This window comes from Paraburkholderia sp. BGA-UO-ETr-F12, from assembly GCF_059567945.1.
On the sequence record NZ_JCAQOZ010000009.1, the window covers coordinates 78,133 to 99,660 of the forward strand.

The window sequence follows — 21,528 nt, forward strand, 5'->3', positions numbered from 1 at the left end:
GACAGTCCTCCCGCGCTCAGTGCTTGATCAGATACATGTCTTGCGTCGCGCGCTGGTCGAGGTAGTTGGTCGACTTGTAGCCGCCCACATACGGTTTGACGAGGCGGTCGGCCGAATACTGGAAGAGCGATACCACGGGGTAGTCGTTCATCGCCAGATCGTGCGCCTGCGTGAGCAGCGCGGTGCGCTTCGCGTCGTCGAGCTGCTGGTTGCCCTCGTCGATCAGTTTGTCGACTTGCGGGTTGCAGTAGTGTTGATCGTTCTGCACGCTATTGCAGCGGATCAGATCGAAGAACGAGTTGGCGTCGTTGTAATCGACGAACCAGCCGTCGCGCGAGGCCTGCACCTTGCCGTCGTGGCGTTGCTTGAGCAGTACCTTGTATTCGACGTTTTCGAGCCTGGCGGTGACGCCGAGCTTGGTGCGCCATTCCGAGGTGGCGAACAGCGCGACCTTCTTGTGCAGGTCGTTGGTGTTGTAGGTGAGTGTGAAGCTGAGCGGCTTCGCATCCGAATAGCCGGCCGCCTTCAGCAGGTTGCGCGCGTAGTCGACGCGTTTGGCCATTGGCCAGCTCGCCCAGTCGGGTGTAAACACGGCCGAGCCTTCGGTGCCCTTGGCGACCAGACCGTAGAGCGGTATTTCGCCGTCTGCTGTCAGACGTTTGGTCAGCAGGTCGCGGTCCAGCACCATCGCCAGCGCCTGGCGCACGCGCTTGTCCTTGAAGTCCGGGTCGGCGTTGTTCAGGCTGTAGTAGTACGTGGCGATCTGCAGCCCGGGTTTCAGTTCGGAGCCGAACTGCTTGCTCACCTGCGCAAAGATGCCCGACGGAATCGAGTACGTGTAATCGAACTGGCCGGCCTGATACATGCGCATTGCCGTTTCGTCGTTTTCGATCGGCAGGTAGGTCACTTTCGTGATCACCACCTTGGCGGCGTTCCAGTACGTGGGGCTCTTGCTGGCCACCAAACGGTTGCTCGGTTGCCAGTCGGTCAGCGTATACGGACCATTGCCGACAAAGTTGCCGGGACGCGTCCAGTCGCCGCCGAACTTCGTAACCACCGCGCGATTGACCGGGACCATCGTCGACATGGCGGTCAACTGCGGAAAGAAGGCAGCGGGCACTTCGGTCGTGACTTCGAGCGTATAAGGATCGACGGCGCGCACGCCGAGGCTCGTGAGCGGCGCCTTGCCGGCGAGAATTGCCTTCGCGTTCTTCACGAATTCGACCAGCACGGTGTATTTGGAACCCGTCTTCGGATCGAGCACGCGTTGCCACGAATAGACGAAGTCTGCTGCCGTGACCGGCTGGCCGTTACTCCAGCGCGCATCGTGGCGCAGCTTGAACACCCACGTAGTCGGCCCGGTGCGCGACCAAGATTCGGCGACGCCCGGCACGATCGCGCCGCTCGCATCCATGCGCGTCAGGCCTTCAAACAGGTCGAGTCCGATCGTATTGCCGGTCCACGATTCAATATGCGCGGGGTCGAGCGATTCGGTTTCGGTCGGCACCTGGCGGGTCATCTCCTGGCTGGCCGCGAGCGTGACGCCGGCGGGCACCGTGACGGCGAAAGCGGAGGGCTGAAACGCAAGGACGAGCGCGGCCAGCGCCGCTCTATGGACGAACGGGTTTTTCATCGGTTGAGATCGCAGGAAAGGTCGGGGGAAGAACGCGCCGGCGCCGGGGCGCCCGGTTATCCGTGATACCCGGACCGGGGCGGCCCTTGTTGCTCGTGCTGGTTGCGGGACATACAGGATTCCTTACGTTTAGTAATGCAGGCAGGCCCCGACCGGATCAACCGGAGAAGGTGCCTGCTTTTTAAAACAGTCTTGGTGTACCCACCCAGACGACCACCGTCTCGATACGCGCGGTATTCGCCCAGCTATGCGGCACCGTCGATTCGTAATGCGCGCTGTCTCCCGCGTGCAGCACGAACGTCTTGCCTTCCAGCGTCAGCGATACTTCGCCGCTGATCACATACATAAATTCTTCCCCGGCATGCGTGGTGACTTCGGAGCGCTTCTGCCCGGGCGGCATCCTCACGAGGATCGCTTCGAGCTGACGGCCCCCCGTCAGGTTGGTCAACCGTGCAAACAGATTGGCCGAGTCCGCGAAACCGAAAAACTTCAACTGATCGCCGCGGCACACCGAGCGTTCTTCGCTTGGTGTATCGACGAAATACTGCACCGTTACCCCGAGCGCGTGGGCAATGCCGGCCAGCGATGTAATGGACGGCGATGCCAGACCGCGTTCGACTTGCGACAGAAACGGTTTGGAAATCCCCGCCGCTGTTGCCGTTTCATCCAGGGTGCGCTTCAGCCGTTGCCGCAGCGCGCGGATCTTGCTCCCAAGTTCGAGTGCCGGGTTGTTCTTTTGAATTGTCGTGACCATAGCAGGAGGAAATTAGCCCGTCAAAATTTGTTTGATATAAGTAAATATGGTTTGATTGCGGCTCAAGCCGGGTTGGCGGGCTGTTCAGCACCCGGTCATGCAAGGGGCCGCGTTTTCGAGACAGCGCTCTATGTTGCCAGAACTGAAATTCGCCTCAGCCGTTTTGACTGCAATTCGGCGAGAAACGGGCAGCGCAGGCGGTAAAGATTGCGGCATGCATACGGTACGCGCATGGTTGCGCATTGATGCAGGTTGAGTACCCGGCTAGTTAAAGGCATGACATCAAAGCTTATTTTCAGGCAGATAGGACTTCGTAATGTAGCGGACTGCTTGTAAGAACCGGTAATTGGCGTGGCACTAGTGAATTCCCTGAGTGACGAATCGTGTTTCTATTTGCAGAATCTGGCCGCCTGGCGGTCGAGGGCGCGTCTTTGTATCAGACGCGATGCCGGCCGCTGTTTTTCATTCCACGTGCAGCGATCCTGCGCAACGGAGCATTGTCCAGCACGTTCTATCCGAACGCCGGCTGGCATGAGGACTTGACTATCATTGCCGATTTTTCCCGCCGCGAGCGTAGCGTTCGCCGCCAGACGCGGCCGCCGTCATGCTGCCGCTGGTTCGCCGGCCGCCGGAGCCCCATGTTCCGCGATGCTTTATCATTGAGCCCGTTCCGCCTGCCGGAGCCAGTGCCCAATGTGGCGCAGCGCCCCCTAAACCCCCAAAAGGACTTCCTGCGGGGCACAGGTGTTTCATCGGGGCGCACCGCGTGGCGGGCCTCTATCCCATCCCCTGGTTTTTCTGCTGGTTTTGGCGTCTCGCTTTGCAGTCAGTCTGCAAATGAGCGCACCGCTCAGTTTCCAGACGAACGTGTAGATGAACGCGCCACTGATTGCGCACGCGTATGCCAATGCGCGTAGCGCTCGGCGTCCGGCCGGCTGAACGTTTTCCAGAATCCGTTTTTCGCGCCGCATGGCCAGTCCATGCGCCGCCGCAACCGTAAGTACAAGAGGTACATGATGAATTCGTCCAACCCCGCGGAGCGCGCACCGGTCTCGCAGACCCGTTCGTTTTCGACGGTCTTTCTGATCGAGATGTGGGAGCGCTTTGGTTACTACGGGATGGCCGCGCTGCTGGTCCTGTTCATGATCGACAAGCTGAACTTCATCGACAGCCACGCCACCCTCACATGGGGCGCGTTCACAGCGCTGGTGTACGCATCGCCGTCGATCGGCGGCTGGATCGGCGACAAGATTCTCGGCGCGCGCCGTACGATGATCTTCGGCGCGGTCGTGCTGGCGGCCGGTTATTTCATGCTGGCGCTGCCCAATGAGCAATTGAACTACATGTACGCGTCGCTTGGCGTGATCGTGGTGGGTAATGGGCTTTTCAAGGCGAACGCCGCGAATCTCGTGCGCCGCATCTATGAAGGCGACGACGCGCGCATCGACAGTGCGTTCACGATCTACTACATGGCGGTCAACATCGGCTCCACGTTCTCGATGCTCGCGACGCCGTGGATCAAGGACCATTGGGGCTGGCACACGGCCTTCGCGGTCTGCTGCGCGGGCATGCTGCTATCGGTGCTGAACTACTTCATCATGTTCCGCACGCTCGCGCATATCGGCTCCGCGCCGGACGCCGAACCGATCCGCTGGAAACGCGTCGGCGCGGTCGTGCTGGGCGGCATCCTGCTCGGCGCGGCCACGATGTTCGTGCTGCAGCACAAGGCGATTGCGGTGGCTTGCGTGTACACGGCGGGCGTCGCGATTCTGGCGATCTTCGGCTATATGCTGATGAAGTGCGAACGCTCGGAGCGCTCGGGTCTGATCGCCGCGCTGGTCCTGACCGCGCAGGTGATCCTGTTTTTCGTGTTCTACGTGCAGATGTCGACCTCGCTCACGCTGTTCGCGCTGCGCAACGTCGATCCGCGCTTCGTCCTGTTCGGCGAGACGCTGTTCACATGGAGCGCCGCGCAATTCCAGGCGCTCAATCCGATCTGGATCATGCTGCTGAGCCCGGTGCTCGCGCTGCTCTATACGAAGCTCGCGAAGAACGGCAAAGACGTGCCGGTGGCCGTCAAATACGCATGCGGCTTCGCGGTGGTGGCGGCCGGTTTCTTCGTGTATGCGGCGAGCGGCAGCTACGCGGTGAATGGACGGGTGTCGTCGTGGTTCATGGTCGGCGGCTACGGCTTGTACTCGCTCGGCGAATTGCTGGTGAGCGGGCTGGGTCTCGCCATGATCGCGCGCTACGTGCCGGCGCGGATGAGCGGTTTCATGATGGGCGCTTACTTCGTGGCAACCGGTGTGTCGCAATACCTGGGCAGTGTGGTGGCGAATTTCGCGCAGATGCCGAAGGGCGACATGGATCCACTCGAATCGCTGCCGTTGTACATCAAGCTGTTTACGGGTCTCGGCTGGCTCGCGGCAGTGGGTGCGCTGATTGCCGTGCTGCTGTTGCCGCTGATGCGCAAGCTTTCGCGTGAGCATCAGCGATGCGGCGATGAAGCGCGCGAGAATGCGCGGCAAGAGGCGGCGTTGCGGGACGCGGTGGCGGAGTAAGCCGCTGCTGCGTCGGAGAGCGGCGCCACGCTGCCGCTTTCCACTTTCCACTCGTCACGCTCGATCAACTCCGACGTTTACTCCGGCAATTTGCGGAATGAAACCGCAATCCGGTTCCAGCCGTTGATCGCAATGATCAGCAAGGTCAGGTCGCTAATCTCCTGCTCGGTGAAATGCGGCTTCACCGCTTCCCACACTTCATCCGGTACCCGCGTTTGAGCGATCAGTGTGACCGACTCGGTCCACTCGAGCGCGGCGCGTTCGCGCTCGGTGAAGAACGGCGCTTCGCGCCACGCTGCAATGGTTGCCAGACGCCGCTCGGTTTCACCGTGCTTGCGAGCGTCGGCCACGTGCATATCGAGGCAGAACGCGCAGCCGTTCAACTGCGACGCGCGAATCCGCACCAGTTCCGCGAGCGATTTGTCGATCGTGCTTTTGCCGACGGTTTCTTCGAGCGCGATCATCGCGCGAGTGCCGCTCCGGCTGGCCTTGTAGAAGTCGAGACGGGATTGCATGAGCTGTTCCTTATCGTAAATGTCCGCTCCGAAGGCGGCGACGGAGGTAAGCTTACGAGCGGTATTGGTATTTCGGAATAACCATTTCCCGGATATTTGAGGTAACCACTGGATGGAGATCCATATCGCGGTAGAAGGGCGTCACGATCTGTCTGGACAGATCTACCGGCAATTGCGTGCCGGCATACTCGAAGGGCGTCTCGCCGGCGGCACGCGCCTGCCGTCCACGCGCGATCTCGCCACGCAACTGGGCGTGTCGCGCAAGACCACGCTCGACGTATTCGAACGGCTCCTTTCTGAAGGCTATTTGAACGCCCGCGCCGGTTCCGGCACGTTCGTCGCCGATGGACTGGAACGTCTGCCGGTGCAGCGCTCGTCGCATGCGCTGGCTGCCGTGTCGGCGCGCGAGCGCGCGAAGGCGAAACAGAAAACCGCGGCGCGTGCGCAGCCGCTGTGGGAGCAGATGCCCGAGACCTTTTCGTTGCCGATGCCCACGGTGGCGTCGCCGCACGATTTCGTCGGCGGCGCGACCGACAAGTCGCTGTTCCCCTTCGATGTCTGGCGCCGTTGCGTGAACCACGCGCTACGTGTGCAGGCGCGCAGTCCGGGCTCGTATCGCGAAGTGGCCGGCGAGCAGGAACTGCGCCTCGCGATCTCGCGCTACCTGGCGTTCAACCGCGCGGTCACGAGCAACTGGGACGACGTGATCGTCACGCAAGGCGCGCAGCACGCACTCGATCTGATCGCGCGCATCACGTTGCGGCCCGGCGAAATCGCGGCGCTCGAAGACCCCGGCTATCCGCCGGTGCAGGCGTGCTTCACGGCCGCGGGCGCACGCGTGGTGCCGGTGCCGGTGGATAGCGAAGGCCTGATCGTACGCAAGCTGCCGGACAAGGCGCGGGTGGTCTATGCGACGCCCTCGCATCAATTCCCGCTCGGTATGCCGATGAGCCTGGAGCGGCGCATTGAGCTGCTCGAATGGGCGCAGGAACGCGGCGCCGTGATCATCGAGGACGACTACGACTGCGAGTACCGCTTCGAAGGCCGGGCGATGGAGCCGCTGAAAAGTCTCGACCGCGCGGGTCTCGTCGCGTATGTGGGCACGTTCTCGAAAACGATTTTCCCGGAGCTGCGCGTGGGTTACGTGGTGCCGCCCGCGTCGCTTTACGGGCCGCTTCTGAAGGCTCGCCAGATCGCCGATTGTCACGGCTGCGCACTTACGCAAATCGCGCTTGCGCGCTTCATGCTGAACGGCGATTTCGCCAAGCATCTGCGGCGCATGCACAAGACTTATGCGGCCCGCCGCGCGATGCTGCTCGAGCATCTGCGAGGCGATCTCGCGCCGTGGTTCGAGCCGATCGTGCCGAGTGCGGGAATTCATATGACGGCGCGGCTAAAGGCGCCGTTGAGCGAAGAAAGACTCGTGAGTGCGGCGCGTGAAGCGTCGATCGGTGTGTATGGACTTGCCGCCTTCCATCTGCGCGTGAAGCCGCAGCCGAGCGTGCTGTTCGGCTACGGCAACATCGCTGTCGAGCATATCGACGCGGCGCTCGGCAAGCTTGCCGGCATCCTGCCGCGCCTTGCGCGCTGACCACCTGACGCCCACGAGAATATTACTTAAACCTATCTGAAGCCATACAAATCATTGTCATAAAGCAGCCGTAACCTTGCGCCTCTGTAATTGTTTGTAATGCAACGCCGCTCCCGGATGGAGCAGCGCGATGAGACAACAACCGGAGGATAGTAGGGATGCGACTGACGTTTATGGAAGCAAAGAGGATGCGTGCGTTGCGCATGGCCGGCGCCCTGGGCGCCTTAGGTGCGGTGAGCGCGATCGGCATCACGGCATGCAGCAGCGACGTTGACACGGCGCAATCCCAGCCGCAGGTGGCGAGCGGCACCAAGGCGACGCTCGCGCTGCTGGAAACCACCGACATCCACACCAATATCCTCAGCTACGACTATTACAAGCTGGCCGAAGACAAGTCGCTCGGTCTGGAGCGCACGGCGACGCTGATCGCGGCGGCGCGCAAGGAATTCCCGAACACGCTGTTGCTCGACGACGGCGATACGATTCAGGGCACGGCGCTCGCCGACTATCAGGCGCAGGTCGCACCGATCGACTGCAAGACCACGCTCGGCGTCTACAAGGTGATGAACTTGCTGAAGTACGACGCGGGCACGATCGGCAATCACGAATTCAACTACGGCCTGCCGTTCCTCGCCCAGGTGACCGGCAGCGCGTTCGACGTGCCGAACATGAGCCCGGTCGCATCGCAACCGGCCTGCGCGGGGCCGAATTTTCCGCTGGTGCTCTCCAACGTGCTCGGCGCGAAATCGCAGCAGCCGATTTTCAAGCCGTACACCATCCTTGAGCGCACGCTGACCGCCACGACGCCCGACGGCAAGACCGTCAGCGCGCCGGTGAAGATCGGGGTTATCGGCTTCACGCCGCCCGCGATCATGGCGTGGGACAAACGCTGGCTCGACGGCAACGTCTATACGCAAGGGCTGGTGGAAAGCGCCTCGAAGTACGTGCCGGAAATGAAGGCGAAGGGCGCGCAGATCATCGTCGCGATGTCGCACGGCGGGCTCGACAATTCGACCTATTCGCCGTCGATGGAGAACGGCAGCTACTATCTTTCGAAGGTGCCCGGCATCGACGCGATGCTGATCGGCCACTCCCACCAGGTGTTCCCCGACAGGAACAGCACGGTTTCGCAATTCAATCTGCCGGGCGTGGACAAGGTGAAGGGCACCGTGAACGGCGTGCCGACCGTCATGGCGAATTTCTGGGGCAAGCATCTCGGCGTAATCAAGCTCGCGCTGAACTATGCGAACGGCACGTGGACGGTGGACCGCAGTTCGAGCACGGCGGAAGCACGCTCGATCCAGAACGCGGATAACAGCTACGTGGCAGTCGATCCGACGATCTCGCAGGCGATCGCGGCCGAACACAGCGCGACCATCAACTATGTGAAAACGCCGATCGGCACGACCGATTTCCGCATGACCAGCTACTTCGCCGACGTGGGCGACGTCTCGGCCATCGAGATCGTCAATCAGGCGCAGGCGGCGTACGTGCAGGATTACGTCAACGCGAATCTGCCGCAGTATGCGGGCATCCCGGTATTGTCGGTGAGCGCGCCGTTCAAGAGCGGTTTTGGCGGCGGCAGCGATTTCACCGACGTCGCGCAGGGCAATGTCGCGATCAACAACGCCGCCGACCTCTACCTCTACCCGAACACGATTTATGCGGTGAAGGTGACGGGCGCCGATCTGAAGGCCTGGCTCGAAACCGCGGCGAAGCGTTTCAACAAGATCGATCCGGCCAACACGGCGGCGCAGGCACTCGTCAGTACCTATCCGGGCTATAACTTCGACATGATCACGTCGAAGGATTTCAGCTACGAAATCGACGTAACGCAGGCCGTGGGCAGCCGGATCCGCAACCTGAAATATCAGGGCGCGGCGATCTCGGATACGCAGCAGTTCATCGTCGCGACCAACAATTATCGCGCGAGCGGCGGCGGTAGTTTTCCGGGGCTGGACGGCAGCAAGACGATTTATGCCTCGCCGGATGCGAACCGCGACGTCCTGATTGCGTACATCAAGAAGCTGCAGTCCATCAAGGCGGCGAACAACGGCAGCGATCGTAGCTGGCGCTTCACGAAGGTGGCGACGGCCGGGCAGGTGACCTTCAAGGCGCCGCCGAATCTGACGCCGCTTGCGCAGACCTACGGCATCACCAACGTCACCCAGCTTCAGGCCGACGACGGCACCGGCAAGGGTCTCGGAGTCTACGCGGTGGACCTGAACCAATGATGGCGCGCTTCTCTTTGAGGCCGGCAGCCGCGGCGGCGACGCTTGCCGTGGCTGTCGCGATCGCGGGCGGAACCTTCGCCACGGTCGTGGGCACGCAGGTTTCCAATGTGCAGATCGACGACTGGCAGATGCAGGGGACCGCGACGCACGCTGCCTGGCCAGTGTGGCGGCTGCGCATTGCCGCGGCATTCGGCAATGTGGCGGCGCGCGAGGCATTGGCCGACGTGCTGGTGAGTTCGGCACAAGTCGACGAGCGGCGCGAAGGCGTCGAGTTGTATCGCGGACTTGCGCTCGACGGCGTGCCGGCCGCGCAAGGCACGCTCGGACATCTGCTGCTGCGCGGGCTGCCCGGCATCGCGCCGGATTATGCGCAAAGCCGCCGCTGGCTGAGCGTAGCCGCGTCGCATGATGCGCAGGCTGCTTACGATCTGTCGGCGCTTTATCGCAACGGCTATGGCGTCGCGCGGAATCCTCAACTGGCGATTCGCTGGCTGGAGCAGGCGGCGCAAGCCGGGCTGCCGCTCGCGCAATTCCAGCTCGCCAACGAGTATCGCTTCGGCGCCACGCTGCCGCACGACGACGCGCTTGCACTGCAATGGCTGACGCGCGCGGCCAATGCGGAGTTACCCGAGGCCAATCTGGCGCTGGCGATTGCCTATCGCAACGGCGAGCTCGGCATGGCACGCGACGAGGACGAGTACTGGGCTCACGTGAAGGAGACCGAGCACGATCTGAAGCACGTCAGCCGACCATGATCGCGCATTGAAACGGCCCGCGATTGTCTGTCGCGGAGTCATCCTGGACGCCCCCTGCAGAGATTTTCGCTGCAGGGGGCGTGTTTTTTCTGTCGCGTGAACGGGCATCGCGGGCACTTCGGCGAGTGACGAGTGAGTTATCGAGTCGCTATCCATCGGCGACGGGCAACCGCAGCGGACCGTCGGCGATCGTCGTCCGGCGCTGAAAGTGCCTCTATTTACGCACTGAAATGACTTGTAACGCCCGTTACGTGTCTGTGTTGCGAGCGTGGCCGTTGCACGCGGACGCAGGTTTACCCGCTAAAACAAGCCTCAAAATGCATTGCGCAGTCTGCGCCGCGCAACAAACCTTCGCTGTTATACACAAAAGATTCGCGCAAATCGTATTAGCGCTTGTAGAATCCGGCGTTGAAGCGTGCACATACCGTGTGCGCTTCGTGCAATTCACTGACCACTACAGGTAGGAGAAACATGCCGACTTCCGCAAAAAAGGTGGCCAAGAAGGCTGCTGCCCCGGTACCGACCAAGAAGGTTGCTGCAAAGAAAGTCCCTGCGAAGAAAGCCGTCGCAGCTAAGAAGGTCGCCGTGAAGGCTTCCAGCGCTCCGTCGCCGATCAAGGACACCTTCACGAAGGCCTCGCTGGCTGCACACGTCGCTGAACGCGCTGCTGTGGAACCGAAGGCAGCCAAGGCTGTTCTGGCCGCGCTCGAAGACACGATCCTCGGCGCCGTGCACAAGAAGGGCGCCGGCGAATTCACGCTGTCGGGTCTTCTGAAGATCGTCGTGCAAGCTGTGCCGGCGAAGAAGAAGCGCTTCGGCAAAGACCCGTTCTCGGGCGAAGAGCGTTGGTTCCCGGCCAAGCCGGCTAGCGTGCGCATCAAGGCACGTCCGCTGAAGAAGCTGAAAGACGCTGCAGCAGGCTAATCGCGTTTCATGCGTCGGCGCGGTTTTTAGCGTGCTTTTTTAACGGTTGGTTTTTGACCGTGCGCTTTTAACCGTGCTTAACGTTTGAGCCGATCCGTAGTGCAAGTTGTATGAATCCCCGTGGATGCGAATCCGCGGGGATTTTTTTATGCGCGCCCGCTGTGCTTGCGAATTCGCCGCCGCCCGCCATGGTGCCCCTTATGCACCGTACTAGCGCATCGTGAGCCGTCGCAGTACGATGGCAGCGAGGCATGCCGGTCGGGATGCGCTTTTAGCGTGCATGCACCGTGTCTGGCGCGCGAAAAGCTCAATGGCATAGCGCTTGCTTGAACGATTGTCGAACACCGAATGCGCAGCGCATTCGCCTTCTATCCGACAACAAGAGCGGGGCGTGACATGCGATGCTATGACGAGATGCGTCATCATGACGATGCCGTGCGGCCACACTACGCGCGCTTTGAGCGGTGGCTGGTGAAGCAGGGCAACGAGGCGATCGCACGCAAGCGTGCGGAAGCCGACCTGCTGTTTCGCCGGGTCGGTATCACCTTTGCGGTGAACGGCGATTTGTCCGGCACCGAGCGGCTGATTCCCTTCGACCTGATTCCGCGCATCATTCCGCGCAGCGAATGGCAGACGCTGGAGGCCGGATTGCGTCAGCGGGTCCAGGCGCTCAATCTGTTCATCCACGACGTCTATCACGATCGCAACATCGTGCGCGCCGGCATCGTGCCTGCCGAACAGGTCTATACCAACGCGCAGTACCGGCCCGAAATGCAGGGCGTCAACGTGCCACTCGGTGTTTACGCGCATATTGCCGGGGTCGACGTGGTGCGAGCGGGCGACGAGGGCGAGTTCTACGTGCTCGAAGACAACCTGCGGGTGCCGTCGGGTGTGTCCTATATGCTGGAAAACCGCAAGATGATGATGCGGTTGTTCCCCGAACTGTTCGTGCAGAACCGCATTGCGCCGGTCGCGCATTATCCCGATCTGCTGCTCGACACACTGCGCTCGGTGGCGCCTGAAGGCGTCGACGATCCGGTCGTGGTGGTGCTCACGCCGGGCATGTACAACTCCGCGTATTTCGAGCACACGTTCCTCGCACAGCAGATGGGCGTCGAGCTGGTGGAAGGCAAAGACCTGTTCGTCGACGACAACTACGTGTTCATGCGCACCACGCAGGGGCCGAAGCGCGTCGACGTGATCTATCGCCGCGTCGACGACGATTTTCTCGATCCGCTTGCTTTCCGCAACGATTCGGCGCTGGGCGTGCCGGGTCTGTTGACCGCGTATCGGGCCGGACGTGTGGCGCTCGCGAACGCCATGGGCACCGGCATCGCCGATGACAAATCGATCTACCCGTACGTGCCGGAAATGATCGAGTTCTACCTTGGCGAGAAGCCGATCCTCAACAACGTGCCCACGTTCCAGTGCCGCAAGCCCGACGATCTGGCCTACACGCTCGCGCATCTGCCGGAGCTGGTGGTGAAGGAAGTGCACGGCGCGGGCGGTTACGGAATGCTGGTGGGACCGGCTTCGACGAAAGCCGAAATCGAGTCGTTCCGCGAGCGCCTGATCGCGCGGCCCGCGGGTTATATCGCGCAGCCCACGCTGGCGCTTTCCGCGTGTCCGACTTTTGTCGAAACGGGCATCGCGCCGCGCCATATCGACCTGCGGCCCTTCGTGCTGTCCGGCAAGGGCGTGACGATGTGCGCGGGCGGTCTCACGCGCGTGGCGTTGCAGGAGGGCTCGCTGGTCGTCAATTCGTCGCAGGGAGGCGGGACTAAAGATACGTGGATGGTCGACTGACGCGGTTGCATCAGCGGTTGCCATGCAGTTGCCACGCAGTTGGCATGCAGCAACGCCTGTCGCCCGGCAGGCAGCCGCGCCCGCAACCCGACGCGCCGGCAGATCAGTCAGACTGCCGCCGGCGCACACGGATAACCCGCGCGGACCTTTACTTTTGCCCAGGTCTTGCGTCATCAGATACGGAACGCCGTCATGCTAAGCCGAACCGCCGATCACCTCTTCTGGATGGCCCGCTACATGGAGCGCGCGGAGAACACCGCCCGCATGCTCGATATCAACCTGAAGGCGCTGCTGTTGCCGCAGACGCCCGAACAGGAGGCGCGCGCGCAACGCTCGGTGCTGCGCATCTCCGAACTCGAAGCCGCTTTCGCACAGCGCTACGACGAACCGACCCGCGAACACGTGCTCGATTTCATGGTGGCCGACGCGACCAATCCGTCGAGCATTCACTCTTGTTTGCAGGCCGCGCGCGAGAATGCCCGCGCCGTGCGCGGCACCTTGACGACCGAATGGTGGGAAACCATCAACGACACCTGGCTCGAGTTCAATGAACGTTCCCTGGCCGGCCAGGCGGCGAGCAATCCGGGCGCGCTATTCGAGTGGGTGAAGTTCCGCTCGCATCTGTCGCGCGGCGTGACGATCGGCACCGCGTTGCAGGACGACGCGTTCTTCTTCACGCAGCTCGGCACCTTCCTCGAACGCGCCGACAACACCGCGCGGATTCTCGACGTGCGCTTTGCCGACGTCGAGCCGAATTCACGCGACGCCGCACGCCAGCTCGAAGACTTCTATTACTGGACCTCGATTCTCAGTTCGGTGTCGGCGCTGGAAATTTATCGCAAGGTGTATCGCGACGTCGTTACGCCGGCGCGGGTCGTCGAACTGATGATCCTGAACCAGCAGATGCCGCGTTCGCTGCTCGCTTCGCTCGAAGGCGTCTGCTCGAATCTGGCGATGCTGCGCACGCCGGGCTCGAATCAGTGCGAACGGTTCGCCGGCAAGCTGCGCGCCGAGTTGCTGTACTCCGACATCCGGCAGATTTTCGAAGCCGGCCTGCACGCCTATCTGACGCAGTTCCTTGCTCGCGTGTTCGAGCTCGGCAATCTGGTTGCGCGTACCTATCTGATGCTGCCAGTCGCCTGACGGAGTTTTCTTATGTACCTGACGATCCGCCACGACACGTCCTATCGCTACGAAGCGACTGTCCATTATTCGATCCAGCAATTGCGCCTGACCCCTTCGAGCGGTGCCTCGCAGGTGGTGCGGCGCTGGAGTATCGATGCGCCCGGCAAGCTCGACGCCACCTTCGATGCGTACGGCAATGTGCTGCACACGCTCGTCATCAACAAGCCGCATGGCGAGATTCGTCTGCATGTGGCGGGCGAAGTGGACACCATTGCACTGAAAGACGGCCTGTTGCCTGACGCGGTCGGCCCGATCCCGCTCGAGCATTTCACCTGCTCGACACGTCTTACGGAGGCCGACGCGGCGGTTCGCGAACTGGCTGCATCGGTGCCGAGCCTCGCGAGTTCAGGCAATCTGATCGAGCTGTCCGAACAGATCGTGCAGCGCGTGAAGTACAACCCCGGCGTCACCGAAGTCACCAGTACGGCCGCCGAGGCGCTCGCGCTCGGCAACGGCGTGTGCCAGGACCATGCGCACCTGATGCTGGCCTGTTGCCGCGTGCGCGGCATCCCGGCGCGTTATGTGAGCGGCTACATCGAACCCGGCGACGTCGAGCACGGCGCGAGCCATGCCTGGGTCGACGTCTGGCTCGATGGCCAGGGCTGGATTTCCGTCGACGTCACGCATGCCGCGTTTGCCAGCGAGATCTACTGCCGGCTCGCCGTAGCGCGCGACTACGAAGCTGCCGCGCCGGTGCGCGGCCGGCGTATCGGCGGTCTGGAAGAGCAGCTCAAGGTGTCTGTCACGGTCAGTGGACAGACGCCGCAATAGCGGCGGCAGGAGGGCGGCGCATGCGCGCGGCATTACAATAGCGCCGTTCTGTCGTTTTTTGCGGGTACTTTCCCTATGACCTACTGTGTGGCCATGTCCGTCGACGACGGGCTCGTGTTCCTGTCGGACACGCGCACCAATGCGGGCGTCGATCACATCAGCACGGCGCGCAAGATGTCGGTGTTCGAGCAGCCGGGCGAGCGCATGCTCGTGCTGCTGGGCGCCGGCAACCTGTCGCTTACGCAAGCGGTGCTGCACGAGCTGTCCGAGCCCACCGATCCTTCCCAGCCCACGCTCTGGAACGCACCGACCATGGCCGACGCGGCCCGCGTGATCGGCCGCGCAGTGCGCGGTGTGCATCAGCGCGAAGCCGAGGCGTTGCAGGAATTCGGCGTCGACTTCAACTGCAGTTTCATTCTCGGCGGCCAGATCGCGGGCAACCGGCCGCGCCTGTTCATGATCTACGCGGCGGGAAATTTCATTGAAGCGTCGGCCGTGAACCCGTATTTCCAGATCGGCGAGGCCAAGTACGGCAAGCCGATCATCGACCGCGTGCTGACACCGTCCACGCCGCTCGACGAAGCGGCCAAGTGCGCGCTGATTTCAATGGATTCGACGCTGCGCTCGAATCTGTCGGTGGGTCTGCCGCTCGATCTTCTGGTCTACGAGAAAGATTCGCTGCGCGTCACGCGCTTCGTTTCGATCGATCACGACAATGCCTACTTCGAGATGATTCATCGCACGTGGGGCGAGCGGTTGCGTCAGGTATTCGGCGAGATTCCCGATCCGGACTGGCAGGATTCGCCCAACGTGCCGCTGCTGCAACGCGATCGTGCGCTGGTGCTGCATCGTGCGCCGGTGGGGGCGGACGGCGTGGAGCACGAATTCGATGCAAAACCGGCGCAGACTTTGGCGCAGGCGGAGAAGGCTAGAGCGCAACGCTAAGCCACGGTGGGCGCGTCTGCGCCCGCTTTCTTCGGGAACGTGCGCTGTCATGCATCTGTTTCACCCGGGAGCGATCGCTGCGCCGGATCCATTTTTTCGCAAGGCATTGATCAAAATGGTTGCCAGAATGAATTGCTGCGCGCATTTAAAAGATAATGTTTTTGTTTAATAAAACAGCGTTTGACATGCTGAATGGATAATGCGGCATTGCGGAAATTCTTGTCGAAATTCTGAGTGAATTAAATTGTAAGAATCGAAAAATATTTCTTGACGGCCTGTCTTTCTTCGCCCAAAAATACCTTCACTGAATTGACCTGATGATTGAAAAATCCGGTCAAAAGGCCATAGGAGCTTCCGCATGAGCGACGAAGTTCATAAGTCCGAGGAGTGGCGAAGCTTTCTGTTTCTCACCGTGGTAATGGTGCCTGTTTTGACTGTGATTCTCATCGCTGGCTATGGTTTCGCCGTCTGGTTTTACCAGTTGCTGATTAGTGGACCTCCCCACTGATTTCCACTTGATTTACCCGTCTCCCATATAAACCGGATTTAACCGGAGGGTAGCGCTATGTCTGTCGTTTCAGCAGAGGCGGTATGCGCTAATGAAGCACGCGCCGAATTACATATTGCAGGCATTGTCGTGCATGTTCAGGCCACGCGACTCGATAGTGTCTGTCGTGCCATTGCCGAGATTCCCAAAGCCGAAATTCACGCCGTAAGTGAGCAGGGCAAACTCGTCGTGACGCTCGAGGGCGCTCATACGGCCGAAGTCGCCGCGCAATTGAGCGCGATTCATGCACTGCCGGGCGTTTATGGTGCCGCGCTCGTCTATCAGCATCATGAAGATATCGAATCGCTTGACGAAGAGGTAGCCGATGAAGCTCACCCGTCGCACGTTTATTAAGCAGACCGCCGCGGCCACCGCCGCTTCCGCCGCGGGCGTCGTGCTGCCGGGCATGGACGCCGCTACTGCGGGCGCTGCAGATGGCAATCTGCGCTGGTCCAAGGCGCCATGCCGGTTTTGCGGCACGGGTTGTGGCGTGAGCGTCGGCGTGAAGGACGGCAGAGTCGTGGCGACCCAAGGCGATCCGCAGGCGGAAGTCAATCGCGGCCTGAACTGTGTAAAGGGCTACTTTCTGTCGAAGATCATGTACGGCCAGGACCGGCTGACCACGCCGCTCATGCGCATGAAAGACGGCAAGTACGACAAGAACGGTGAATTCGCGCCAGTGTCGTGGGACCGGGCCTTCGACGAGATGGCCGGGCAGTTCAAGCGCGTGCTGAAAACCAAAGGGCCGACCGCGGTCGGCATGTTCGGCTCGGGGCAGTGGACCGTGTGGGAAGGCTACGCGGCAGTCAAGCTCATGAAGGCCGGCTTTCGCACCAACAACCTCGATCCGAATGCGCGCCACTGCATGGCCTCGGCGGTGACGGGCTTCATGCGGACGTTCGGCATGGACGAGCCGATGGGCTGCTATGACGACATCGAGCAAACCGATGCGTTCGTGTTGTGGGGGTCGAACATGGCCGAAATGCACCCGGTGCTGTGGACACGGGTCACAGACCGCCGGCTCAGCGCGCCCACCACCCGGGTCGTCACGCTCTCGACCTTCGAGCACCGCAGCTTCGATCTGGCCGACGAGACGATCATCTTCACGCCGCAATCCGATCTGGCGATTCTCAACTACATCGCCAACTACATTATCAGGAACGGTCATGTGAACCACGCGTTCGTGGATCAGCACACGGTGTTCAAAGCGGGCAATACGGATATCGGCTACGGTCTGCGGCCCGGAAATCCTCTGCAAAAAGCGGCCAAAAACGCCGGTGACCCGAACGGCTCGCAGCCGATCACCTTCGACGATTTCGCGAAGTTCGTGTCGAAATACGACGCCGCCTACGTGACGAAACTGTCTGGCGTCCCGAAGCTCAAGCTCGACCAGCTGGCACAGCTCTATGCGGATCCGAAGGTCAAGGTGGTGTCGTTCTGGACCATGGGTTTTAACCAGCATACGCGCGGCACGTGGGCCAACAATATGGTCTATAACCTGCATCTGCTGACAGGGAAGATCGCCACGCCCGGCAACAGCCCGTTCTCGCTGACCGGCCAACCCTCCGCATGCGGCACGGCGCGCGAAGTCGGCACCTTCTCGCACCGGCTGCCCGCCGACATGGTCGTCACCAACCCGAAGCATCGCGAGGAAGCCGAGCACATCTGGAAACTGCCGTCCGGCACGATTCCGGACAAGCCCGGTTTTCATGCGGTACTGCAGAATCGCATGCTGCATGACGGCAAGCTCAACGCCTACTGGGTGCAGGTGAACAACAACGTGCAGGCCGGCGCGAACATCAATGAGGAAGTGCTGCCGGGCTATCGCAACCCGGATAATTTCGTGGTGGTGTCGGACGTTTATCCGACCGCCACGGCGGTGGCGGCCGACCTGATCCTGCCGTCGGCGATGTGGGTCGAGAAAGAAGGCGCCTATGGCAACGCCGAGCGGCGCACGCAATTCTGGCACCAGCTCGTGGTCGCGCCCGGCGAAGCGCGCTCGGATCTGTGGCAACTGGTGGAGTTTTCTAGGCGCTTCAAGGTGGAAGAGGTGTGGCCTGCCGACTTGATCGCGCAGAAGCCCGAATACAAGGGCAAAACGCTTTATGACGTGCTGTACCGCAACGGCCAGGTCGACAAATTTCCGCTGTCGCAGACCGACTCCACCTATCGCAACGACGAAGCAAAAGCGTTCGGCTTCTATATCCAGAAAGGGCTGTTCGAGGAATACGCGAGCTTTGGCCGCGGTCACGGTCACGATCTCGCGCCGTTCGACGACTATCACAAGGCGCGCGGCTTGCGCTGGCCGGTGGTCGACGGCAAGGAAACCCGCTGGCGCTACAAGGAAGGCTCCGATCCCTATGTGAAAGCGGGCACCGGCTGGCAGTTCTATGGCAATCCGGATGGCCGCGCCGTGATCTATGCGCTGCCCTACGAGCCGCCGGCCGAATCGCCGGACAAGGAATACCCGTTCTGGCTCGCCACTGGCCGTGTGCTCGAGCATTGGCACTCGGGCTCGATGACGCGTCGCGTGCCCGAACTCTACCGGGCATTTCCGAACGCGGTGTGCTTCATGCACCCCGACGACGCCAAGGCAATGGGTTTGCGGCGCGGCGCCGAGGTCAAGGTGATGTCGCGGCGGGGCTATATCCGGACCCGGCTCGAAACGCGCGGCCGTGACAAGCCGCCGCGCGGTCTCGTGTTCGTGCCGTGGTTCGATTCGAGCCAGTTGATCAACAAGGTCACGCTCGACGCCACCGATCCCATTTCGCTGCAGACCGATTACAAGAAGTGCGCGGTGAAAATTGTCAAAGTCTAGGAGCATCCCATGCGCGCATGGTTCATCCCTGCGGTCTTTCTGGTGCTCACGCTGGGCGCCAGTGCCCAGCCGACCATTCCGGCGACACCGTTTCACGACACGTTGCGCGGCACTACACCGCTCGGCGAGGAGGCGAAGCCGCCGTTGATCGCGCCCACGGAGAACAAGGATGTGATTCGCGGCCGCGCCTACGCCCAGCAACCGCCGACGATTCCGCACAAGATCGACGGCTATCAACTCGACCGCAACGCGAACCGCTGCCTCGCGTGCCACGCTCGCAGCCGCGCTGAAGAGAGCGGGGCGGTGCCGATCGCGATTTCGCACTACACCGATCGTGCGGGCGATACCCTCGGCCACCTCGCGCCGCGACGCTATTTCTGCACGCAGTGCCATGTGCCGCAAGCCGATACGAAGCCGCTGGTCGGCAGCACGTTTGCCGATATCGCCGACGTCCGCTTGCCGCCCCCCGCTGTCCAGCCCAAAAAGTAGAGGCCGACATGCGCGATCTGATCCGGCGCTACTGGCGAACCATCAATCGGCCGAGCACCTATTTCAGCCTGGGTTTTCTCACCCTGGGCGGTTTTATCGCGGGCGTGGTGTTCTGGGGCGCGTTCAACACCGCAATGGAATTGACCAACACCGAAGCGTTCTGCACCGGCTGTCACGAGATGCGCGGCAACACCTATGCGGAACTGAAGACCACCATCCACTACAGCAATCGCAGCGGCTTTCACGCAAAGTGTTCGGATTGCCACGTGCCGCATGAGTGGACCAGCAAGATCGCCCGCAAGATGCAGGCCTCCAAGGAGGTGTGGGCGAAGGTGTTCGGCGTGGTGAACACGCGCGAGAAGTTCCAGAACAAGCGGCTGGAACTCGCCGAGCACGAATGGGCGCGCTTCAAGGCCAATGATTCGCTGGAGTGCCGCAATTGCCACCAGTTCGACTATATGGATTTCACGCGGCAGAGTCCGCGGGCGCAGGAGGCGCATCAGCGCTTTCTCGCGACAGGCGAGAAGACCTGCATCGACTGTCATAAGGGCATTGCCCACGAGTTGCCGAACATGACGCAGGCGCAGCTCGATGCGAACGCCAAACAGAACGCGGGCAAGCAGTGAGCGGAGCCGTGCAATGAACAGGCGAATCAGTGATCAAACGACGTCCGCCAGGCGGCGGACGGCCCATGATGCTTTGCGCTGAAGGCGTGAGTCTCGGGCGCGGCGGGCGCGAGATCGTCGACGGCGTTGGCTTCGATATCGAGGCCGGCTGGGCATTGCAGATCCACGGCTCGAACGGCTGCGGCAAGACCACGCTGCTGCGGGCGCTGGCAGGCCTGCTGCAACCTGCTTCCGGCAGCATACGGTGGCGCGGCGTGAGCGTGCACGCGCAGCCGGAGCGGTTTCGTCGCGAGCGTGCCTATGTCGGTCATAGCAACGGCCTGAGCGACGATCTGTCGGTGTTGGAGAATTTGCGCTTTGCGGCGCTGCTCGGTGTGAATCTCGAGAGTTTGCGCGATGCCCGCATGCAGGAGCGCGACGTGCTGGAGCTCGCGGGTCTGTGGACACTGCGGCACGCCTGCGTCGGCAGTTTGTCGCAGGGGCAGCGGCGCCGGGTGGCGTTGGCCCGCGTGATGCTGGAACGCAAACCGTTATGGCTGCTCGACGAGCCCGCGGAAGCACTCGACGATGCCGCCCGGGTATGGCTTGCCGACGCGCTCGACGAGCATCTGCAGGACGGCGGGATCGTGGTGGCGACCACCCATCTGCCGCTGCCGACCGGCGCTGCGCGCACGCAGCATCTGCATCTGGAACGGGGCGGGTCATGATCGCGCTGACGCTTGGCGTCATGCGCCGCGAACTTGCGCTCAGTTGGCGCAGGCGCAGCGTTGCGCTCGGCGCTCTGCTGTTCTTCGTGATCGCATCGAGTCTGTTTCCGCTCGCGGTCGGCACCGATCCGGCGCTGCTGCGGGCGATCGCCCCTGGCGTGCTGTGGGTGACGGCGCTGTTCGCCGCCATGCTTTCGGCCGGACAGTTGTTCGGCCACGATTTCGCGAGCGGCGCGCTCGAGCAGATGATGTTGTCGCCGCAACCGCTGCCGGTCATCGTATTCGGCAAGATCGCAGCGCATTGGCTGACGAGCGGCTTCGCGCTGGTGCTGCTCACGCCCGTGGTCGCCTTGCAGTACGACCTCGGCTTGCGCGATACCGTGCCGTTGATGGGCTCGCTGCTGCTCGGCACGCCGCTTCTGAGCCTGATCGGCTCGATGGGCGCCGCGCTCACGCTGGGCATGCAAGGCGGCGGCGCGTTGCTCGGTCTGCTGATTCTGCCGCTGTACGTGCCGGTGCTGATTTTCGGCGTCGGCGCGGCCGATCCTGCGGCCACCGCAGGATGGTCCGCAGCCAACCTGTCGCTGCTCGGCGCAGCGCTGTGCGCCGGTGTCTCGCTGTGCCCCTGGGCCAGTGCCGCCGCCTTGCGCATCACGATGGAGTAACG

The 21,528-nt window shown here is 62.0% G+C and carries 20 protein-coding genes; 17 read left to right on the forward strand and 3 right to left on the reverse strand.

Annotated features, from left to right (window positions below; genetic code table 11):
* Positions 1–16: 16 nt before the first annotated feature.
* Together AC57B6_RS02885 and AC57B6_RS02890 are read right to left on the reverse strand one after the other, a co-directional pair.
* Positions 17–1,633 (reverse strand): peptide ABC transporter substrate-binding protein, encoded by a 1,617-nt coding sequence (locus AC57B6_RS02885; RefSeq protein WP_496420663.1) that lies wholly within the window; start codon positions 1,631–1,633, stop codon positions 17–19.
* A gap of 181 nt (positions 1,634–1,814) precedes the next feature.
* Positions 1,815–2,387, reverse strand: a complete 573-nt coding sequence (locus tag AC57B6_RS02890) for a cupin domain-containing protein (RefSeq protein WP_028198344.1) — start codon at positions 2,385–2,387, stop codon at positions 1,815–1,817.
* Between the two features lie 383 nt (positions 2,388–2,770).
* Here AC57B6_RS02890 and AC57B6_RS02895 point away from each other — a divergent pair, with 383 nt between their 5' ends.
* Together AC57B6_RS02895 and AC57B6_RS02900 are read left to right on the forward strand one after the other, a co-directional pair.
* Complete coding sequence (locus AC57B6_RS02895; protein ID WP_253044977.1) at positions 2,771–3,304, forward strand: hypothetical protein; 534 nt, start codon at positions 2,771–2,773, stop codon at positions 3,302–3,304.
* Between the two features lie 99 nt (positions 3,305–3,403).
* A complete protein-coding gene (locus AC57B6_RS02900) occupies positions 3,404–4,948 on the forward strand; it encodes a peptide MFS transporter (RefSeq protein WP_496420694.1) in 1,545 nt (514 codons plus the stop codon).
* A gap of 77 nt (positions 4,949–5,025) precedes the next feature.
* Here the strand turns inward: AC57B6_RS02900 and AC57B6_RS02905 are convergent, their stop codons facing one another.
* Positions 5,026–5,463, reverse strand: a complete 438-nt coding sequence (locus tag AC57B6_RS02905; protein WP_496420664.1) for a carboxymuconolactone decarboxylase family protein — start codon at positions 5,461–5,463, stop codon at positions 5,026–5,028.
* Positions 5,464–5,575: 112 nt separating this feature from the next.
* On the opposite strand from AC57B6_RS02905, the gene pdxR reads away from it, so the two are divergent.
* From pdxR to ccmB, 15 genes are all read left to right on the forward strand, one after another.
* On the forward strand, positions 5,576–7,054 hold the full coding sequence (gene pdxR / locus AC57B6_RS02910) for a MocR-like pyridoxine biosynthesis transcription factor PdxR (RefSeq protein ID WP_496420665.1): 1,479 nt from the start codon (positions 5,576–5,578) through the stop codon (positions 7,052–7,054).
* 188 nt (positions 7,055–7,242) lie between these two features.
* Positions 7,243–9,288 (forward strand): bifunctional 2',3'-cyclic-nucleotide 2'-phosphodiesterase/3'-nucleotidase, encoded by a 2,046-nt coding sequence (locus AC57B6_RS02915; protein WP_496420695.1) that lies wholly within the window; start codon positions 7,243–7,245, stop codon positions 9,286–9,288.
* Positions 9,285–10,043: a tetratricopeptide repeat protein gene (locus AC57B6_RS02920; protein WP_496420666.1), complete on the forward strand. Its 759-nt coding sequence runs from the start codon at positions 9,285–9,287 to the stop codon at positions 10,041–10,043. The genes AC57B6_RS02915 and AC57B6_RS02920 overlap by 4 nt, the downstream gene beginning before the upstream one ends.
* Positions 10,044–10,514: 471 nt before the next feature.
* Positions 10,515–10,967, forward strand: coding sequence for an HU family DNA-binding protein (locus AC57B6_RS02925; RefSeq protein ID WP_028198339.1), 453 nt, complete (start codon positions 10,515–10,517; stop codon positions 10,965–10,967).
* Between the two features lie 396 nt (positions 10,968–11,363).
* Positions 11,364–12,773, forward strand: coding sequence for a circularly permuted type 2 ATP-grasp protein (locus AC57B6_RS02930; RefSeq protein WP_028198338.1), 1,410 nt, complete (start codon positions 11,364–11,366; stop codon positions 12,771–12,773).
* Between the two features lie 192 nt (positions 12,774–12,965).
* Positions 12,966–13,916 (forward strand): alpha-E domain-containing protein, encoded by a 951-nt coding sequence (locus AC57B6_RS02935; protein WP_028198337.1) that lies wholly within the window; start codon positions 12,966–12,968, stop codon positions 13,914–13,916.
* A 12-nt stretch (positions 13,917–13,928) separates the two neighbouring features.
* Positions 13,929–14,729 (forward strand): transglutaminase family protein, encoded by an 801-nt coding sequence (locus tag AC57B6_RS02940; protein ID WP_028198336.1) that lies wholly within the window; start codon positions 13,929–13,931, stop codon positions 14,727–14,729.
* 75 nt (positions 14,730–14,804) lie between these two features.
* Entirely contained in the window at positions 14,805–15,674 is an 870-nt protein-coding gene (locus AC57B6_RS02945; protein ID WP_106352331.1) for a proteasome-type protease, read from the forward strand.
* A gap of 358 nt (positions 15,675–16,032) precedes the next feature.
* Positions 16,033–16,182, forward strand: a complete 150-nt coding sequence (gene napE / locus AC57B6_RS02950; RefSeq protein ID WP_030100122.1) for a periplasmic nitrate reductase, NapE protein — start codon at positions 16,033–16,035, stop codon at positions 16,180–16,182.
* A 57-nt stretch (positions 16,183–16,239) separates the two neighbouring features.
* Entirely contained in the window at positions 16,240–16,575 is a 336-nt protein-coding gene (locus AC57B6_RS02955) for a chaperone NapD (RefSeq protein WP_030100123.1), read from the forward strand.
* Positions 16,547–19,039 carry a periplasmic nitrate reductase subunit alpha gene (gene napA / locus AC57B6_RS02960; RefSeq protein ID WP_496420667.1) on the forward strand — a complete coding sequence of 831 codons (2,493 nt, stop codon included), beginning with the start codon at positions 16,547–16,549 and terminating at the stop codon, positions 19,037–19,039. Before AC57B6_RS02955 ends, napA begins: the two co-directional genes overlap by 29 nt.
* Before the next feature lie 9 nt (positions 19,040–19,048).
* A complete protein-coding gene (locus tag AC57B6_RS02965; RefSeq protein ID WP_496420668.1) occupies positions 19,049–19,528 on the forward strand; it encodes a nitrate reductase cytochrome c-type subunit in 480 nt (159 codons plus the stop codon).
* An 8-nt stretch (positions 19,529–19,536) separates the two neighbouring features.
* The gene (locus AC57B6_RS02970) at positions 19,537–20,154 is read left to right on the forward strand and encodes a NapC/NirT family cytochrome c (protein ID WP_496420669.1); all 618 of its coding nucleotides are present in this window, start codon (positions 19,537–19,539) and stop codon (positions 20,152–20,154) included.
* A 65-nt stretch (positions 20,155–20,219) separates the two neighbouring features.
* Positions 20,220–20,861 (forward strand): heme ABC exporter ATP-binding protein CcmA, encoded by a 642-nt coding sequence (ccmA, locus tag AC57B6_RS02975; protein WP_235430046.1) that lies wholly within the window; start codon positions 20,220–20,222, stop codon positions 20,859–20,861.
* Positions 20,858–21,526, forward strand: a complete 669-nt coding sequence (ccmB, locus tag AC57B6_RS02980) for a heme exporter protein CcmB (RefSeq protein ID WP_252890469.1) — start codon at positions 20,858–20,860, stop codon at positions 21,524–21,526. The genes ccmA and ccmB overlap by 4 nt, the downstream gene beginning before the upstream one ends.
* The last annotated feature ends 2 nt before the right edge of the window (positions 21,527–21,528 follow it).

Coding starts and splice junctions, on each gene's coding strand:
- AC57B6_RS02885 (WP_496420663.1), bottom strand. CDS start 1,633: ATGAAAAACCCGTTCGTCCATAGAGCGGCGCTGGCCGCGCTCGTCCTT.
- AC57B6_RS02890 (WP_028198344.1), bottom strand. CDS start 2,387: ATGGTCACGACAATTCAAAAGAACAACCCGGCACTCGAACTTGGGAGC.
- AC57B6_RS02900 (WP_496420694.1), top strand. CDS start 3,404: ATGAATTCGTCCAACCCCGCGGAGCGCGCACCGGTCTCGCAGACCCGT.
- AC57B6_RS02905 (WP_496420664.1), bottom strand. CDS start 5,463: ATGCAATCCCGTCTCGACTTCTACAAGGCCAGCCGGAGCGGCACTCGC.
- pdxR (WP_496420665.1), top strand. CDS start 5,576: ATGGAGATCCATATCGCGGTAGAAGGGCGTCACGATCTGTCTGGACAG.
- AC57B6_RS02915 (WP_496420695.1), top strand. CDS start 7,243: ATGCGTGCGTTGCGCATGGCCGGCGCCCTGGGCGCCTTAGGTGCGGTG.
- AC57B6_RS02920 (WP_496420666.1), top strand. CDS start 9,285: ATGATGGCGCGCTTCTCTTTGAGGCCGGCAGCCGCGGCGGCGACGCTT.
- AC57B6_RS02925 (WP_028198339.1), top strand. CDS start 10,515: ATGCCGACTTCCGCAAAAAAGGTGGCCAAGAAGGCTGCTGCCCCGGTA.
- AC57B6_RS02930 (WP_028198338.1), top strand. CDS start 11,364: ATGCGATGCTATGACGAGATGCGTCATCATGACGATGCCGTGCGGCCA.
- AC57B6_RS02935 (WP_028198337.1), top strand. CDS start 12,966: ATGCTAAGCCGAACCGCCGATCACCTCTTCTGGATGGCCCGCTACATG.
- AC57B6_RS02940 (WP_028198336.1), top strand. CDS start 13,929: ATGTACCTGACGATCCGCCACGACACGTCCTATCGCTACGAAGCGACT.
- AC57B6_RS02945 (WP_106352331.1), top strand. CDS start 14,805: ATGACCTACTGTGTGGCCATGTCCGTCGACGACGGGCTCGTGTTCCTG.
- napE (WP_030100122.1), top strand. CDS start 16,033: ATGAGCGACGAAGTTCATAAGTCCGAGGAGTGGCGAAGCTTTCTGTTT.
- AC57B6_RS02955 (WP_030100123.1), top strand. CDS start 16,240: ATGTCTGTCGTTTCAGCAGAGGCGGTATGCGCTAATGAAGCACGCGCC.
- napA (WP_496420667.1), top strand. CDS start 16,547: ATGAAGCTCACCCGTCGCACGTTTATTAAGCAGACCGCCGCGGCCACC.
- AC57B6_RS02965 (WP_496420668.1), top strand. CDS start 19,049: ATGCGCGCATGGTTCATCCCTGCGGTCTTTCTGGTGCTCACGCTGGGC.
- AC57B6_RS02970 (WP_496420669.1), top strand. CDS start 19,537: ATGCGCGATCTGATCCGGCGCTACTGGCGAACCATCAATCGGCCGAGC.
- ccmA (WP_235430046.1), top strand. CDS start 20,220: ATGATGCTTTGCGCTGAAGGCGTGAGTCTCGGGCGCGGCGGGCGCGAG.
- ccmB (WP_252890469.1), top strand. CDS start 20,858: ATGATCGCGCTGACGCTTGGCGTCATGCGCCGCGAACTTGCGCTCAGT.